Origin of the sequence: Streptomyces sp. NBC_01077 (assembly GCF_045162855.1) — a bacterium.
In the GTDB taxonomy this organism is placed as follows: domain Bacteria; phylum Actinomycetota; class Actinomycetes; order Streptomycetales; family Streptomycetaceae; genus Streptomyces.
This window is the reverse complement of record NZ_CP108669.1, coordinates 2,990,291-3,004,126: the sequence shown is the minus strand read 5'-3', so window position 1 is coordinate 3,004,126 and position 13,836 is coordinate 2,990,291. Positions and strand designations below refer to the sequence as shown.

Genomic DNA, 13,836 nt, shown 5'->3' with positions numbered 1-13,836 from the left:
TACAGCCGTTCTTCCCGCTGAGTGACGGGCTGAACGCTAACGGTCAGGAGTGGCGACAAGACGCCAGTGTGTCGTGTATCAGCCAGTGATACGGGCGTCCGACGCTGTGGGCCGTCTGCGAGAATTGACCCGTGATCTCTCGAATCGATCTGCGCGGCGAGGCCCTCCCCGAGGGTTCCGCCCTGCGCGACCTGCTGCCCCGTGCCGAGTTCGACGTGGAAGCCGCCCTGGAGACGGTGCGGCCGATCTGCGAGGACGTCCGGCATCATGGCGCGGCGGCAGTGATCGACTACGGGGAGAAATTCGACGGCGTGCGGCTCACCGGCCTCCGCGTGCCCGCCGGGGAGATCAGCCGCGCCCTCGAAGAGCTCGACCCGGCCGTCCGGGCCGCCCTGGAGGAGTCCATCCGGCGCGCCCGCCTCGTCCACCGCGAGCAGCGCCGCACCACGCACACCACCCAGGTCGTCCCCGGCGGCACGGTCACGGAGAAGTGGATCCCGGTCGACCGCGTCGGCCTGTACGTGCCGGGCGGCCGCGCCGTCTACCCGTCCTCCGTCGTGATGAACGTCGTCCCGGCCCAGGAGGCCGGTGTCGAGGGCGTGGCCGTGTCCTCGCCCCCGCAGAAGGAGTTCGGCGGACTGCCGCACCCGACGATCCTCGCCGCCTGCGCCCTGCTCGGCGTGGACGAGGTGTACGCCGCCGGCGGCGCCCAGGCCATCGCCATGTTCGCGTACGGCACCGAAGGCACCGCCGACGAGCCCGGCTGCGAACCCGTCAACCTGGTGACCGGCCCCGGCAACATCTACGTGGCCGCCGCCAAGCGCCTCCTCAAGGGCCGCATCGGCATCGACGCCGAGGCCGGCCCCACCGAGATCGCGATCCTCGCGGACTCCACCGCCGACCCCGTGCACGTCGCCGCCGACCTGATCAGCCAGGCCGAGCACGACCCGATGGCCGCCTCCGTCCTCGTCACCGACTCGGAGGAGCTGGCCGCCGCCACCGAGGCCGAGCTGAAGACGCAGGTCGCCGCCTCCAAGCACGTCGACGACCGGATCGTCCCGGCCCTCGCCGGCCGCCAGTCCGCGATCGTTCTCGTCCGCGACCTGGCCGACGGCCTCAAGGTCGTCGACGCGTACGGCGCCGAGCACCTGGAGATCCAGACCCGCGACGCCGCCGCCGTCGCCGACCGCGTCCGCAACGCCGGCGCTATCTTCGTCGGCCCCTGGGCGCCCGTCTCGCTCGGCGACTACTGCGCCGGCTCCAACCACGTCCTGCCCACCGGCGGCTGCGCCTGCCACTCCTCGGGCCTCTCCGTGCAGTCCTTCCTGCGCGGGGTGCACATCGTGGACTACACGCGCGACGCGCTCGCCGACGTCGCCCACCACGTCGTGACCCTCGCCGAGGCCGAGGACCTCCCGGCCCACGGCGCGGCGATCAAGGCCCGGTTCGGTTGGAAGGTGCCCCGGTGAGCTTCGGAATCGACGACCTGCCCGTCCGGGACGAGCTGCGGGGCAAGATCCCGTACGGCGCGCCCCAGCTCGACGTCCCCGTCCAGCTGAACACCAACGAGAACCCCTACCCGCTGCCCGAGGCGCTCGTCGCCCGGATCGCGGAGCGCGTCGCCGAGGCCGCCCGCGGCCTCAACCGCTACCCCGACCGGGACGCGGTAGAGCTGCGCACCGAGCTCGCCCGCTACCTCTCCCGCACCGGGAAGCACCCGGTCGCCGTCGAGAACGTGTGGGCGGCCAACGGCTCCAACGAGGTCCTCCAGCAGCTGCTGCAGACCTTCGGCGGCCCGGGCCGTACCGCGATCGGCTTCGAGCCCTCGTACTCGATGCACGCCCTGATCGCCCGCGGCACCGGCACCGGCTGGATCTCCGGCCCGCGCAACGAGGACTTCACGATCGACGTGGCGGCGGCCGAGCAGGCCATCGCCGAGAACGCGCCGGACGTCGTCTTCATCACCTCGCCCAACAACCCCACCGGCACCGCGGTCGCCGCCGACACCGTCCTCGCCCTGTACGAGGCGGCCCAGACGGCCAAGCCCTCCATGGTGGTCGTCGACGAGGCGTACGTGGAGTTCAGCCACCGGGACTCGCTGCTGCCCCTCATCGAGGGCCGCCCGAACCTGGTGGTCTCCCGGACCATGTCCAAGGCCTTCGGCGCCGCCGGACTGCGGCTCGGCTACCTCGCCGCCCACCCGGCCGTGGTCGACGCCGTTCAGCTGGTCCGGCTGCCGTACCACCTCTCCGCCGTCACCCAGGCGACCGCGCTCGCCGCCCTGGAGCACACCGACACCCTCCTCGGGTACGTCGAGCAGCTCAAGGCCGAGCGCGACCGGCTCGTCACCGAGCTGCGCGGGATCGGCTGCGAGGTCACCGATTCGGACGCCAACTTCGTGCAGTTCGGGAAGTTCCCCGACACGCACGCGGCCTGGCAGCGGATCCTCGACCGGGGCGTCCTGGTCCGGGACAACGGCGTACCGGGATGGCTGCGGGTCACCGCCGGCACCCCCGAAGAGAACGACGCGTTCCTCGACGCGGTTCGTGAATTGATGAAGGAGCAGGAGCGATGAGCCGCGTAGGCCGCGTTGAGCGCACCACCAAGGAGACCTCCGTCGTCGTCGAGATCGACCTCGACGGCACCGGAAAGGTCGACGTGTCGACCGGGGTCGGCTTCTACGACCACATGCTCGACCAGCTCGGCCGGCACGGTCTGTTCGACCTGACGGTCAAGACCGACGGCGATCTGCACATCGACTCGCACCACACCATCGAGGACACCGCCCTCGCCCTCGGCGCCGCCTTCAAGCAGGCCCTCGGCGACAAGGTCGGCATCTACCGCTTCGGCAACTGCACCGTCCCGCTGGACGAGTCGCTCGCCCAGGTGACCGTCGACCTCTCCGGCCGCCCGTACCTCGTGCACACCGAGCCCGAGAACATGGCGCCGATGATCGGCTCGTACGACACGACGATGACCCGGCACATCTTCGAGTCCTTCGTCGCCCAGGCCCAGATCGCGCTGCACATCCACGTGCCGTACGGGCGCAACGCCCACCACATCGTGGAGTGCCAGTTCAAGGCCTTCGCCCGCGCCCTCCGCTACGCCTCCGAGCGCGACCCGCGCGCCGCCGGAATCCTCCCCTCCACGAAGGGCGCGCTCTAAACGTGAACGGCCTCTCCACCATCCTCATCGTCGTCGGGCTCTTCCTGCTCGGCGGCATCTACTCCTTCGTCAAGCAGCAGATGCCCAAGGGCCTCGTCGTGCTCGTCGCCGTAGGCGCCGCGATGTGTCTCTCCGCCGGCGTGCTGCGGCTGGACGTGTGGTCATGAGCGTGACCGCCCCCAAGAAGGTCGTCGTCTTCGACTACGGCTTCGGCAACGTCCGCTCCGCCGAGCGCGCCCTCGCCCGGGTCGGCGCGGACGTCGAGATCACCCGCGACTACGACACCGCGATGAACGCCGACGGACTCCTCGTCCCCGGCGTCGGCGCCTTCTCCGCCTGCATGCGCGGGCTCAAGGACGCGCGCGGCGACTGGATCATCGGCCGCCGGCTCTCCGGCGGCCGCCCGGTCATGGGCATCTGCGTCGGCATGCAGACCCTCTTCGCCCACGGCTTCGAGCACGGCGTGGAGAGCGAGGGCCTCGACGAGTGGCCCGGTACGGTCGAGCCGTTGAACGCCCCCGTCGTCCCCCACATGGGCTGGAACACGGTCGACGCGCCGCAGGACAGCGAGCTGTTCGCGGGCCTCGACGCCGACGCCCGGTACTACTTCGTGCACTCCTACGCGGTGCGCGAGTGGACCCTCGAGGTCGGCAACAAGAACATCCGCGCCCCCAAGGTCACCTGGGCCACGCACGGCGAGCCCTTCGTCGCGGCCGTCGAGAACGGCGCCCTGTGGGCGACCCAGTTCCACCCCGAGAAGTCCGGCGACGCCGGAGCCCAGCTCCTCACCAATTGGATCGAGACCCTCTGATCATGGCTCAGAAGCTTGAACTCCTCCCCGCCGTCGACGTCCGCGACGGGCAGGCCGTCCGCCTCGTGCACGGCGAGTCCGGCACCGAGACCTCCTACGGCTCCCCGCTCGAAGCCGCCCTCGCCTGGCAGGGCTCCGGCGCCGAGTGGCTCCACCTGGTCGACCTCGACGCCGCCTTCGGCACCGGTGACAACCGGCAGCTGATCGCCGAGGTCGCGCAGGCCATGGACATCAAGGTCGAGCTCTCCGGCGGCATCCGCGACGACGCCTCGCTCGCGGCCGCCCTCGCCACCGGCTGCACCCGCGTCAACCTCGGCACCGCCGCCCTGGAGACTCCCGAGTGGGTCGCCAAGGTCATCGCCGAGCACGGCGACAAGATCGCCGTCGGCCTCGACGTACGCGGCACGACCCTGCGCGGCCGCGGCTGGACCCGTGACGGCGGCGACCTCTACGAGACGCTCGCCCGCCTCGACTCCGAGGGCTGCTCCCGCTACGTCGTCACCGACATCGCCAAGGACGGCACCCTCCAGGGCCCCAACCTGGAGCTCCTGAAGAACGTCTGCGCGGCCACCGACAAGCCCGTCGTCGCCTCCGGAGGCGTGTCCTCCCTGGACGACCTGCGGGCCCTGTCCGGCCTGGTCCCGCTCGGCGTCGAGGGCGCGATCGTCGGCAAGGCGCTGTACGCCAAGGCGTTCACCCTGGAGGAGGCCCTGGAGGCGGTGGCGTCGGCATGACCGATTCCGTACGCAAGGTCGTCACCGGGGCTCCCTGGGAGGAGCAGTTCGGCTACTCCCGCGCGGTGGAGCTGCCGAACGGCCTGGTCCTGGTCGCCGGCTGTACGTCAGTGATCGGCGGCCAGATCGCCGGCGGCGGCCCGTACGACCAGACGATCAACTCCTTCAACGTGGCCTTCGACGCGCTGGGGAAGCTCGGCCTGGGCCCGGAGGACGTCGTCCGCACCCGGATGTACATCACCCACGCCCGGGACGTGGACGAGGTCGGCCGCGCCCACAAGGAGCTGTTCGACGCCGTCCGCCCGGCGGCCTCGATGATCATCGTCTCCGGCTTCGTCGACCCGAGCCTGGTCGTCGAGGTCGAGGTCGAGGCCTACCGGGGTGGTGCGGCATGACCCTCGCCGTACGGGTGATCCCCTGCCTGGACGTCGACAACGGCCGGGTCGTCAAGGGCGTCAACTTCCAGAACCTGCGGGACGCGGGTGACCCCGTCGAGATGGCCAAGCTGTACGACGCCGAGGGCGCCGACGAGCTGACCTTCCTCGACATCACCGCCTCCTCCGGCAACCGGGAGACCACCTACGACGTGGTGCGCCGCACCGCCGAGCAGGTCTTCATCCCGCTGACGGTCGGCGGCGGCGTCCGCTCGGCCGAGGACGTCGACAAGCTGCTGCGGGCCGGCGCCGACAAGGTGGGCGTCAACACCGCCGCCATCGCGCGCCCCGAACTGATCCAGGAGATCGCGGAGCGCTTCGGGCGCCAGGTGCTCGTCCTGTCGGTCGACGCCCGGCGCACGGCATCGGGCTCCTTCGAGGTGACGACGCACGGCGGCCGCCAGGGCACCGGCATCGACGCCGTCGAGTGGGCGCACCGGGCCGCCGAGCTGGGCGCGGGCGAGATCCTGCTCAACTCGATGGACGCGGACGGCACCAAGGACGGCTACGACACCGAGATGATCGCGGCCGTACGCGAGCACGTCACGGTCCCGGTCATCGCCTCCGGCGGTGCGGGCAAGCTCTCCGACTTCCCGCCGGCCGTGGCGGCGGGCGCGGACGCGGTGCTCGCGGCCTCCGTCTTCCACTTCGGCGATCTGCGGATCTCGCAGGTCAAGGACGAGCTGCGGCGGGCGGGCCACCCGGTCCGCTGATCTGACCCGATGTCACGAAGGGCCCCCTCGGGGGCCCTTCGCTTTCCCCGGATGCGCAGGATTAGTTGTGCAATTTTCATTGCGCAAGTTTTCTTTCGCATCTAGGGTCATGGACATGACCTCGCCGGAGAACCGCCGGATCACCGATCTCGGCACCTTGAAAGCCATCTCGCACCCGCTGCGGATGCGCCTCTACCGCGCCCTCTTCGTGGCCCGCACCGCCACCGCGTCCCAGCTCGCGGAGCAGGTCGACGAGGCGGTCTCGCTGGTCAGCTACCACCTGCGCAAACTCGCGGACCACGGCCTCATCGAGGAGGCCGAGACCCAGTCGACGGACGGCCGGGAGCGGTGGTGGCAGCCCGCCTCGTACGGCTTCAGCATCCACGACGAGGACCTCCGCGACGCCCCCGAGCTCGCCGCCGCGAGCGCCGCCTTCAACCGTACGATCGACGAGCAGCGCACGCAGATGTACGCCCGCTTCCTCGACGAGCGGCACACCTGGTCCGACGCGTGGCGCTCCGCCTCCCTCAGCGCCGAGTGGCTCCCGCGCCTCACCGCCGACGAGCTCACCGCCCTCGGAGCCGAGCTCGACGGCGTCCTGCGCAAGTACGACCAGCAGGCCCGCGCCGCCGAGGCCGCCGGCGACATCGAGGGCCGCGAGAACGTCGCCATCCACCTCAACGGCTTCCCCTACCGCTCATGACCGCCACCGCCCCGGCGCCCGCCGCGGTCGAGCGGCCCGCCCACCGCGACCCCCAGGTACTGCGCTGGCTCGGCGCCTACACCGCCTCCACGCTCGGCGACAGCATCTACCACCTGGCCCTGTCCTGGGCCGCCGTCCGCGGCGGCACCCCGGCCGAGGCGGGGCTCGTCATGGCCGTCAGCGCCGTACCGCGCGCCCTGCTGATGCTCGGCGGGGGAGTGGTCGCCGACCGCTTCGGCCCGCGCAGGGTCGTCATCGCCTCCGACACCGTCCGCTGCGTCGTCGTCCTCGGCGTCGCCGCGCTCGTCCTCGTCACCTCGCCCACCCTCTGGATGCTGGCCGGAGTGGCCCTCGTCTTCGGCATCGTCGACGCGCTCTTCCTGCCCGCCGTCGGCGCCCTGCCGCCCCGGATCGCCTCGCGCGACCAGCTCGCCCGCGTCCAGGGCATGCGCGGCCTCGCCTACCGGTCAGGAGCCGTCCTCGGCGCCCCCCTCGGCGGCCTCGCGGTCGCCCTCGGCGGACCGGGCGTCGCGTTCGCCGTCGCCGGAGTGCTCTTCGCCCTCTCCCTGCCCCTGCTGCTCGCCCTCCGGCTCCGCCCGCTCACCGGCGAGGCCGAGAAGCAGAACGGCACCGCGTTCGGCGACCTCGCCGACGGTCTGCGCTATCTGCGCGGCCACCGCGTCCTCGGGCCGATGATGATCGTCATCGCCCTCAGCGACCTCGGCTTCGTCGGACCCCTCAACGTCGGCCTCGCGCTCCTGTCCGACCAGCGGGGCTGGGGAGCCTCCGGCATCGGCTGGGTCCTCGCCGGCTTCGGCGTCGGCGCCGGAGGCGCCTCACTGCTGCTCAGCGTCAAGGGACGGGTGCCGCGCGCCGGAGCCGTCCTCGGCTGGACCATGACCGTCGGCGCCGTCTCGATCGGCGCGCTCGCCTTCATCCCGCAGCTGCCCGTCGCCGCGGCCGTCGCCCTCTCCATAGGCCTGTTCGCCGGCCTCTCCGGAGCGCTCTGCGGGGCCCTCGTCCAGACCGAGTGCGACCCCGCCTACCTCGGCCGCGTCTCGGCCGTCTCCAGCCTGATGAGCCTGGGCCTCGCCCCGCTCAGCTTCCCGCTCACGGGCGCCGCGATCGGCCTGTGGGGCGTCGGCCCGGTCTTCACCGTCAGCGCGGCGGTCTGCGCGCTCGCGGGCGTCTACGGCCTCTCGGTCAAGGCCGTGCGCCGCGCGGAGCTGCCGGCCTAGCGGGGGTGTCCGGCAGCTCAGGGGCGGGCCGCCCGGTACAGGGCGGGCGGGGCCGCCCCCGCTCCGCTCAGAGCCCCAGCTGCTTCGTCTCGCGCAGCCGCTCGATCGCCTCCGGCTCCCCGTCCAGCTCCACCTTGGCCGAGGCCTGGCGGCCGTACAGGTACATCGTCAGCTCGCCCGGCTCCCCGGAGGCCGTCACCACCGGGGTGCCGCGGTGCGCCACCGCCGTCTGGCCGTTCGGGCGGCGCAGCACCAGGCCCACCGGGACCTTGCGGCCGAGCAGGCGGGCCGTGCGCTCCAGACGGGACCACAGGGCGTCGGCGAAGACCGGATCGAGCTCGCGCGCCGACCAATCGGGCTGGGCACGGCGTACGTCCTCGGCGTGGACATAGAACTCGACGACGTTCGCGCCCTCGTCCACCTGCTTGATGGTGAACGGCGAGAACCGCGGCGGCCCCGTTCGGATGAGCTGGATCAGCTCCTCGTACGGCTTGTCGGCGAACTCCGCCTGCACCCGGTCCTGCCGGTCCTTCAGCGCCGGTACGAGCGAACCGGCCGCCGCGTCCGGACGCCGCTCCCGCACCACCACATGGGCCGCGAGGTCCCGGGTCCGCCAGCCCTCGCAGAGCGTCGGCGCATCCGGGCCGGCCGCCTCCAACAGGTCGGCGAGCAGAAGCCGTTCACGTTTGGCATGGGTCGACATGACCGCCAGCGTACGGCGGGTCGCGCCCGTCCGCCCAGTGGACGCCCCGCCGGACACCACCCCGGGTCGCGGCACAATGGCGACATGAGCAGCAATCTCGACCCGGCCATCTCCGCCCGGCTCAAGCGCAGCCCCGACGGGCTCGTCCCCGCCATCGCCCAGCAGTACGACACCGGCGAGGTGCTGATGCTCGGCTGGATGGACGACGAGGCCCTCCACCGCACCCTCACCACCGGCCGCTGCACCTACTGGTCCCGCAGCCGCCAGGAGTACTGGGTCAAGGGCGACACCTCCGGGCACGTGCAGCACGTCAAGTCCGTCGCCCTCGACTGCGACGCCGACACCGTCCTCGTCAAGGTCGACCAGGTCGGAGCCGCCTGCCACACCGGCGACCGCACCTGTTTCGACGCCGATGTGCTCCCGCTCTCCCAGTAAGGTCTGGCGCCATGGATCTCGAGACCTTCCGCAAGCTGGCGGCCGACCGCCGCGTCATCCCCGTCAGCCGCAGGCTCCTCGCGGACGGCGACACCCCGGTCGGGCTCTACCGCAAGCTCGCCGCCGAACGCCCCGGCACCTTCCTCCTCGAATCCGCGGAGAACGGCCGCAGCTGGTCCCGCTACTCCTTCATCGGAGTCCGCAGCGACGCCACCCTCACCGTCCGGGACGGCGAGGCCCACTGGCTCGGCACCCCGCCCGTCGGCGTCCCCACGGACGGCGACCCGCTCCAGGCCCTGCGCGCCACCGTCGAGACCCTCCACACCCCGCGCGACCTCGCTTCCGGGATGCCGCCGTTCACCGGCGGCATGGTCGGCTACCTCGGCTACGACATCGTCCGCCGCCTGGAGAAGATCGGCGACTCCACCCGCGACGACCTGGAGCTCCCCGAGCTCACCATGCTCCTCACCAGCGACCTCGCGGTCCTGGACCACTGGGACGGCACGGTCCTGCTGATCGCCAACGCGATCAACCACAACGACCTGGAGACCGGCATCGAGGAGGCGTACGCGCACGCCGTCGCCCGCCTCGACGCCATGGAGGCCGATCTGGCCCGCCCGGTCGCCACCGTCCCCACCGCCCTGCCCGCCTCCGAGCTTCCCGAGTTCTCCGCCCTCTGGGGCGGGCCGGCCTACCAGGACGCCGTCGAGGACATCAAGGAGCGCATCCGCGCCGGCGAGGCCTTCCAGGTCGTCCCCTCGCAGCGGTTCGAGACCCCCTGCACCGCCTCCGCGCTCGACGTCTACCGGGTCCTGCGGGCCACCAACCCCTCCCCGTACATGTACCTCTTCCGCTTCGAGAACGGCTTCGACGTCGTCGGATCCAGCCCCGAGGCCCTCGTCAAGGTCGAGGACGGGCACGCGCTGCTCCACCCCATCGCCGGCACCCGGCACCGCGGCGCCACCCCGCAGGAGGACCACGACCTCGCCGAGGAACTGCTCGCCGACCCCAAGGAGCGCGCCGAGCACCTCATGCTCGTCGACCTCGGCCGCAACGACCTCGGCCGCGTCTGCGCGCCCGGCTCCGTCGAGGTCGTCGACTTCATGTCCGTCGAGCGCTACTCGCACGTCATGCACATCGTCTCCACCGTGACCGGCGAGGTCGCCGAGGGCAGGACCGCCTTCGACGTCCTCACCGCCTGCTTCCCGGCCGGCACGCTCTCCGGCGCGCCCAAGCCCCGCGCCATGCAGATCATCGAGGAGCTCGAACCCTCCCGGCGCGGCCTGTACGGCGGATGTGTCGGTTATCTCGATTTCGCCGGCGACGCGGACACGGCCATCGCCATCCGTACCGCCCTGCTCCGCGACGGAACCGCGTATGTGCAGGCCGGAGCGGGTGTCGTCGCCGACTCCGATCCCGTCGCCGAGGACAACGAGTGCCGTAACAAGGCCGCGGCCGTCCTCCGCGCCGTCCACACCGCCAACCGGATGAACGGCAACTGAGCACGTAGGGGATAGTGGGGTACGTGAGTGCCGTACCCGTACCCCAGCCCCGTGCCGCCCGCGCGGCCGTCCCCACCGGCGGCCGCCGCAGCCTGGCCGCGGCCCTCCTCCTCGGCGCCCTCGGCGCCACCGTCGTCCTGCTCTCCGCGGGCCAGATCTGGGCGGAGGGCACCGCGTCCGTCGGCGGCGGCACCGTCCCCGTCGAGGCCGACGGCGGCACCGTCACCGGTGTGCCGACCGCCCTCGCGATCGTCGGTCTCGCCGCGCTCTTCGCCGTCTTCGCCGTCCGCCGCACCGGCCGCACCCTCGTCGCCGCGCTCCTCGCGCTCAGCGGCGCGGGCGCCGCGCTCGCCGCGGTCCTCGGCGCCTCCGACAGCGCCGCCCTGGACGCCGAGGCAGCCCGGATCAGCGGCGACACCGCCGCCGCCGTGGCCGGCCTGAGCCACACCGCCTGGCCGTACGTGACCGCCGCGGGCGCCGTCCTCATCCTGCTCGCCGGTCTCTTCGCGCTGCGATTCGGCAAGAGCTGGCCCGCGATGGGCGGCCGCTACGAGCGCTCCGGAACCCCGCGCGCCGGACGCAAGGCGCCCGCCACCGACCCGGACCGGCCCGAGGACCTGTGGAAGGCCCTGGACCGCGGCGAGGACCCCACGCACGGCGCCTGACGGAGCCGACCCGCTGGGCTCGACGGCGTCGCCGACCGCGACGCGTGATCGTCCCGGTACCCCCGATTCACCCTCGCGCGCCCGCGTGCGGGACAATGAGCGCCGAGAGTCCGCGCACGCGAGACCTCACCATCGAGCAACTGCAACGAGGAGCAACTCATGGCGGGCAGCGCCCACGGACACACCCCGGCCGCCTGGACCGGTGTCATCATCTCCTTCATCGGCTTCTGCATCGCCGGCGTCTTCATGGTGGCCGCCAACCAGCCCGGTTTCTGGGCCGGCATGGGTGTCATCGTGCTCGGCGGCATCGTCGGCGGCGCGATGAAGGCCGCGGGCCTCGGCATGCCGAAGGAGTCGGCCGCCGTCGCCGCCGCCCGCGAGGCCGCGACCGCGCAGGCCCGTTCCTGACGCGACACGACGCATCCGAGAGCGCAGTCCGGCCGTGCCGGGCTGCGCTCTCGCGCGTCCGGGGCGAGAATCACCGGGTGGACCCGCAGCCGACGGCCGGAGCCGTGACCGACACATCCAGCACCCGACCGGGTGAACCTGTGCCACCGGGCGAACCGGCGCGGCAGGAGGCTCCGGTACCGCCGCCGGACGCGCACGCGTGGCCGGGTGGCGGCCCTGTACCGCCGCCGCACGCGCATGCGTGGCCGCCAGGGGGTCCCGTACCGCCGCACGGACCGGCATGGCCGCCAGGGGGCCCCGTACCGTCGCCACCCCCGACCCGGTCGCCCGTGCGACGGCTGTTCCCGCCCGTCGCCACGCTCGCCGGCGTGGCCGCCGCCTTCGCGTACGTCGGGACCGTCGACCCCAACGAACCCGGGCACTACCCCGTCTGTCCCCTGCTCCGCTTCACCGGCATCTACTGCCCCGGCTGCGGCGGACTCCGCAGCGCCCACGCCTTCATCCACGGCGACCTCCCGGCCGCCCTCGGTGCCAATGCCCTCGCCGTCATCGGCTACGGACTCTTCGGCGTCCTCATGGTTCTTTGGCTGATTCGTGCCATCCGCGGGGTGCCGATGCGCCTCGCCGTCTCCCCGGTCCTGTGGTGGGGGATCGGGGCCGTCCTCGCCCTCTTCACCCTGGTCCGGAACCTTCCCTTCGGCTCCGCTCTGGCCCCCTGAGGGCCCCGTACGGCGCCGAAGGGACCCCGACGGGAGTCCCAGCAGGTGGGACGCCACTCCGGCCGATGCGAGTCCGGGGCCGTCCTGCGGATAGGATCGATGTGGCTGAACCTGGTTCATCATCACCATCACCGTCCCGGAAGGGGGCCCCTCGCGTGAGTGTGCTCGACGAGATCATCGAAGGCGTACGCGCCGACCTCGCAGAGCGGCAGGCGCGGGTCACCCTCGACGAGCTCAAGGAGCGCGCCGCCAAGGCGCCGCAGGCCAAGGACGGCGTCGCCGCACTGCGCGGCGACGGCGTCAAGGTGATCTGCGAGGTCAAGCGCTCCAGCCCGTCCAAGGGCGCGCTCGCCGCGATCGCCGACCCCGCCGGACTCGCCGCGGACTACGAGGCGGGCGGCGCGGCCGTCATCTCCGTCCTCACCGAGCAGCGCCGCTTCGGCGGCTCGCTCGCGGACCTGGAAGCCGTTCGGGCCAAGGTCGACATCCCGGTCCTGCGCAAGGACTTCATCGTCACCGCGTACCAGCTCTGGGAGGCACGGGCGTACGGAGCGGATCTCGCGCTCCTCATCGTCGCCGCCCTGGAGCAGGAGGCGCTGGTCTCCCTCATCGAGCGTGCCGAGTCCATCGGGCTGACCCCGCTGGTCGAGGTGCACGACGAGGACGAGGTCGAGCGCGCCGTCGACGCGGGCGCCCGGATCATCGGCGTCAACGCGCGCAACCTCAAGACCCTCAAGGTCGACCGCTCCACCTTCGAGCGCGTCGCACCCGAGATCCCCGCGCACATCGTCAAGATCGCCGAGTCCGGCGTCCGCGGCCCGCACGACCTCATCGCCTACGCCAACGCGGGCGCCGACGCGGTCCTGGTCGGCGAGTCGCTCGTCACCGGCCGCGACCCGAAGGCCGCCGTCGCCGACCTGGTCGCCGCCGGCGCCCACCCGGCCCTCCGGCACGGCCGGAGCTGACCGCACCATGACCCGCCGCCGCGCCACGCCGACCCCTCCGGGCACCGCCCGGGGGTCCGTCGGCGTGCCCGGCGGCAGGCCGCGCATCGCCGCCGCGTCCGTACCCGCGCCGCACGCCCCACTGGCCCGGGGCTGCCGTCCGCGTGGCTGCCGCGCACCCGCCCGCCGTGTCCACGGCCGCCGGGTGCGGTACGTCATCGGGGACGAGCCGGGCCAGGTCAACGGCATGCGATGGCGCCGGCGCCTCGCGCGCACCTCCACGAACTGACGCAGCAACGCCCAGTCGCCGAGGCCTCAGGTGCCCCGGCCGCCGAGCCGTGGCCCCGCCGTTGCCCGACACCGCCGTGTGGGCACCGCACCGCTGCCGCCACCCCCGCCGTGTGGGCAATCGTCCCGCGGGGCGGGACGGGTGGGCACACGGGACGGCGCCCTTGGCGGCGCCTCCGCCCCTGTGCCTGAACCCGCACCACCAAGTGCGGCGCACAAGGGGGGCGGGTCAAGGCACGGAAGCCTGGGCCCGGCAACGGGCGCCGTTCCGTTGTGCCCACCCGTTCCGCCCAGCGGAACAGTTGCCCACAACGGGGGCGGGGGCGTAGCCCACGGCGGGCGGCCGCCGCGGGTGTGAGCCCGGCCATGGCGTT

18 protein-coding genes are annotated in these 13,836 nt (G+C 72.7%); 17 read left to right on the top strand and 1 reads right to left on the bottom strand.

Annotated features, from left to right (window positions below; all coding sequences use genetic code 11):
• The first annotated feature begins 131 nt into the window (after positions 1–131).
• The 10 genes from hisD to OG462_RS13355 all read left to right on the top strand — a co-directional run bounded on the left by hisD (position 132) and on the right by OG462_RS13355 (position 7,798).
• Positions 132–1,469 (top strand): histidinol dehydrogenase, encoded by a 1,338-nt coding sequence (gene hisD / locus OG462_RS13400; RefSeq protein WP_406057622.1) that lies wholly within the window; start codon positions 132–134, stop codon positions 1,467–1,469.
• The gene (locus OG462_RS13395; RefSeq protein ID WP_406057620.1) at positions 1,466–2,575 is read left to right on the top strand and encodes a histidinol-phosphate transaminase; all 1,110 of its coding nucleotides are present in this window, start codon (positions 1,466–1,468) and stop codon (positions 2,573–2,575) included. Before hisD ends, OG462_RS13395 begins: the two co-directional genes overlap by 4 nt.
• Positions 2,572–3,165, top strand: a complete 594-nt coding sequence (gene hisB / locus OG462_RS13390; RefSeq protein WP_015032911.1) for an imidazoleglycerol-phosphate dehydratase HisB — start codon at positions 2,572–2,574, stop codon at positions 3,163–3,165. Before OG462_RS13395 ends, hisB begins: the two co-directional genes overlap by 4 nt.
• A 2-nt stretch (positions 3,166–3,167) precedes the next feature.
• Positions 3,168–3,332 (top strand): hypothetical protein, encoded by a 165-nt coding sequence (locus OG462_RS13385; RefSeq protein ID WP_406057618.1) that lies wholly within the window; start codon positions 3,168–3,170, stop codon positions 3,330–3,332.
• Complete coding sequence (hisH, locus tag OG462_RS13380) at positions 3,329–3,976, top strand: imidazole glycerol phosphate synthase subunit HisH (RefSeq protein WP_406057616.1); 648 nt, start codon at positions 3,329–3,331, stop codon at positions 3,974–3,976. The genes OG462_RS13385 and hisH overlap by 4 nt, the downstream gene beginning before the upstream one ends.
• A 2-nt stretch (positions 3,977–3,978) precedes the next feature.
• Entirely contained in the window at positions 3,979–4,710 is a 732-nt protein-coding gene (priA, locus tag OG462_RS13375; RefSeq protein ID WP_406057614.1) for a bifunctional 1-(5-phosphoribosyl)-5-((5-phosphoribosylamino)methylideneamino)imidazole-4-carboxamide isomerase/phosphoribosylanthranilate isomerase PriA, read from the top strand.
• Positions 4,707–5,105 carry a RidA family protein gene (locus tag OG462_RS13370; RefSeq protein ID WP_406057612.1) on the top strand — a complete coding sequence of 133 codons (399 nt, stop codon included), beginning with the start codon at positions 4,707–4,709 and terminating at the stop codon, positions 5,103–5,105. Before priA ends, OG462_RS13370 begins: the two co-directional genes overlap by 4 nt.
• Positions 5,102–5,857 carry an imidazole glycerol phosphate synthase subunit HisF gene (gene hisF / locus OG462_RS13365; RefSeq protein ID WP_406057611.1) on the top strand — a complete coding sequence of 252 codons (756 nt, stop codon included), beginning with the start codon at positions 5,102–5,104 and terminating at the stop codon, positions 5,855–5,857. The genes OG462_RS13370 and hisF overlap by 4 nt, the downstream gene beginning before the upstream one ends.
• Positions 5,858–5,972: 115 nt before the next feature.
• Positions 5,973–6,560: an ArsR/SmtB family transcription factor gene (locus OG462_RS13360; RefSeq protein WP_406057609.1), complete on the top strand. Its 588-nt coding sequence runs from the start codon at positions 5,973–5,975 to the stop codon at positions 6,558–6,560.
• A complete protein-coding gene (locus OG462_RS13355) occupies positions 6,557–7,798 on the top strand; it encodes an MFS transporter (protein ID WP_406057607.1) in 1,242 nt (413 codons plus the stop codon). The genes OG462_RS13360 and OG462_RS13355 overlap by 4 nt, the downstream gene beginning before the upstream one ends.
• A 67-nt stretch (positions 7,799–7,865) precedes the next feature.
• Here the strand turns inward: OG462_RS13355 and OG462_RS13350 are convergent, their stop codons facing one another.
• Positions 7,866–8,501, bottom strand: coding sequence for a TIGR03085 family metal-binding protein (locus OG462_RS13350; RefSeq protein ID WP_406057605.1), 636 nt, complete (start codon positions 8,499–8,501; stop codon positions 7,866–7,868).
• Positions 8,502–8,585: 84 nt separating this feature from the next.
• On the opposite strand from OG462_RS13350, the gene hisI reads away from it, so the two are divergent.
• From hisI to trpM, 7 genes are all read left to right on the top strand, one after another.
• Entirely contained in the window at positions 8,586–8,936 is a 351-nt protein-coding gene (hisI, locus tag OG462_RS13345) for a phosphoribosyl-AMP cyclohydrolase (RefSeq protein ID WP_406057603.1), read from the top strand.
• A gap of 11 nt (positions 8,937–8,947) precedes the next feature.
• Complete coding sequence (locus tag OG462_RS13340; RefSeq protein ID WP_406057601.1) at positions 8,948–10,438, top strand: anthranilate synthase component I; 1,491 nt, start codon at positions 8,948–8,950, stop codon at positions 10,436–10,438.
• 14 nt (positions 10,439–10,452) lie between these two features.
• Positions 10,453–11,103 carry a TIGR02234 family membrane protein gene (locus OG462_RS13335; RefSeq protein ID WP_406057599.1) on the top strand — a complete coding sequence of 217 codons (651 nt, stop codon included), beginning with the start codon at positions 10,453–10,455 and terminating at the stop codon, positions 11,101–11,103.
• 159 nt (positions 11,104–11,262) lie between these two features.
• Entirely contained in the window at positions 11,263–11,511 is a 249-nt protein-coding gene (locus OG462_RS13330; RefSeq protein ID WP_406057597.1) for an HGxxPAAW family protein, read from the top strand.
• Between the two features lie 329 nt (positions 11,512–11,840).
• The gene (locus OG462_RS13325; RefSeq protein ID WP_406057595.1) at positions 11,841–12,230 is read left to right on the top strand and encodes a DUF2752 domain-containing protein; all 390 of its coding nucleotides are present in this window, start codon (positions 11,841–11,843) and stop codon (positions 12,228–12,230) included.
• A gap of 155 nt (positions 12,231–12,385) precedes the next feature.
• Positions 12,386–13,195, top strand: a complete 810-nt coding sequence (trpC, locus tag OG462_RS13320) for an indole-3-glycerol phosphate synthase TrpC (RefSeq protein WP_030314603.1) — start codon at positions 12,386–12,388, stop codon at positions 13,193–13,195.
• A 7-nt stretch (positions 13,196–13,202) separates the two neighbouring features.
• Complete coding sequence (gene trpM, locus OG462_RS13315; RefSeq protein ID WP_406057593.1) at positions 13,203–13,463, top strand: tryptophan biosynthesis modulator TrpM; 261 nt, start codon at positions 13,203–13,205, stop codon at positions 13,461–13,463.
• Positions 13,464–13,836 lie beyond the last annotated feature (373 nt).

Excerpts from the sequence above, each read along its gene's own strand:
- hisB (WP_015032911.1), top strand. The coding sequence starts at position 2,572 with ATGAGCCGCGTAGGCCGCGTTGAGCGCACCACCAAGGAGACCTCCGTC.
- hisH (WP_406057616.1), top strand. The coding sequence starts at position 3,329 with ATGAGCGTGACCGCCCCCAAGAAGGTCGTCGTCTTCGACTACGGCTTC.
- priA (WP_406057614.1), top strand. The coding sequence starts at position 3,979 with ATGGCTCAGAAGCTTGAACTCCTCCCCGCCGTCGACGTCCGCGACGGG.
- OG462_RS13370 (WP_406057612.1), top strand. The coding sequence starts at position 4,707 with ATGACCGATTCCGTACGCAAGGTCGTCACCGGGGCTCCCTGGGAGGAG.
- hisF (WP_406057611.1), top strand. The coding sequence starts at position 5,102 with ATGACCCTCGCCGTACGGGTGATCCCCTGCCTGGACGTCGACAACGGC.
- OG462_RS13360 (WP_406057609.1), top strand. The coding sequence starts at position 5,973 with ATGACCTCGCCGGAGAACCGCCGGATCACCGATCTCGGCACCTTGAAA.
- OG462_RS13355 (WP_406057607.1), top strand. The coding sequence starts at position 6,557 with ATGACCGCCACCGCCCCGGCGCCCGCCGCGGTCGAGCGGCCCGCCCAC.
- OG462_RS13350 (WP_406057605.1), bottom strand. The coding sequence starts at position 8,501 with ATGTCGACCCATGCCAAACGTGAACGGCTTCTGCTCGCCGACCTGTTG.
- hisI (WP_406057603.1), top strand. The coding sequence starts at position 8,586 with ATGAGCAGCAATCTCGACCCGGCCATCTCCGCCCGGCTCAAGCGCAGC.
- OG462_RS13340 (WP_406057601.1), top strand. The coding sequence starts at position 8,948 with ATGGATCTCGAGACCTTCCGCAAGCTGGCGGCCGACCGCCGCGTCATC.
- OG462_RS13330 (WP_406057597.1), top strand. The coding sequence starts at position 11,263 with ATGGCGGGCAGCGCCCACGGACACACCCCGGCCGCCTGGACCGGTGTC.
- trpM (WP_406057593.1), top strand. The coding sequence starts at position 13,203 with ATGACCCGCCGCCGCGCCACGCCGACCCCTCCGGGCACCGCCCGGGGG.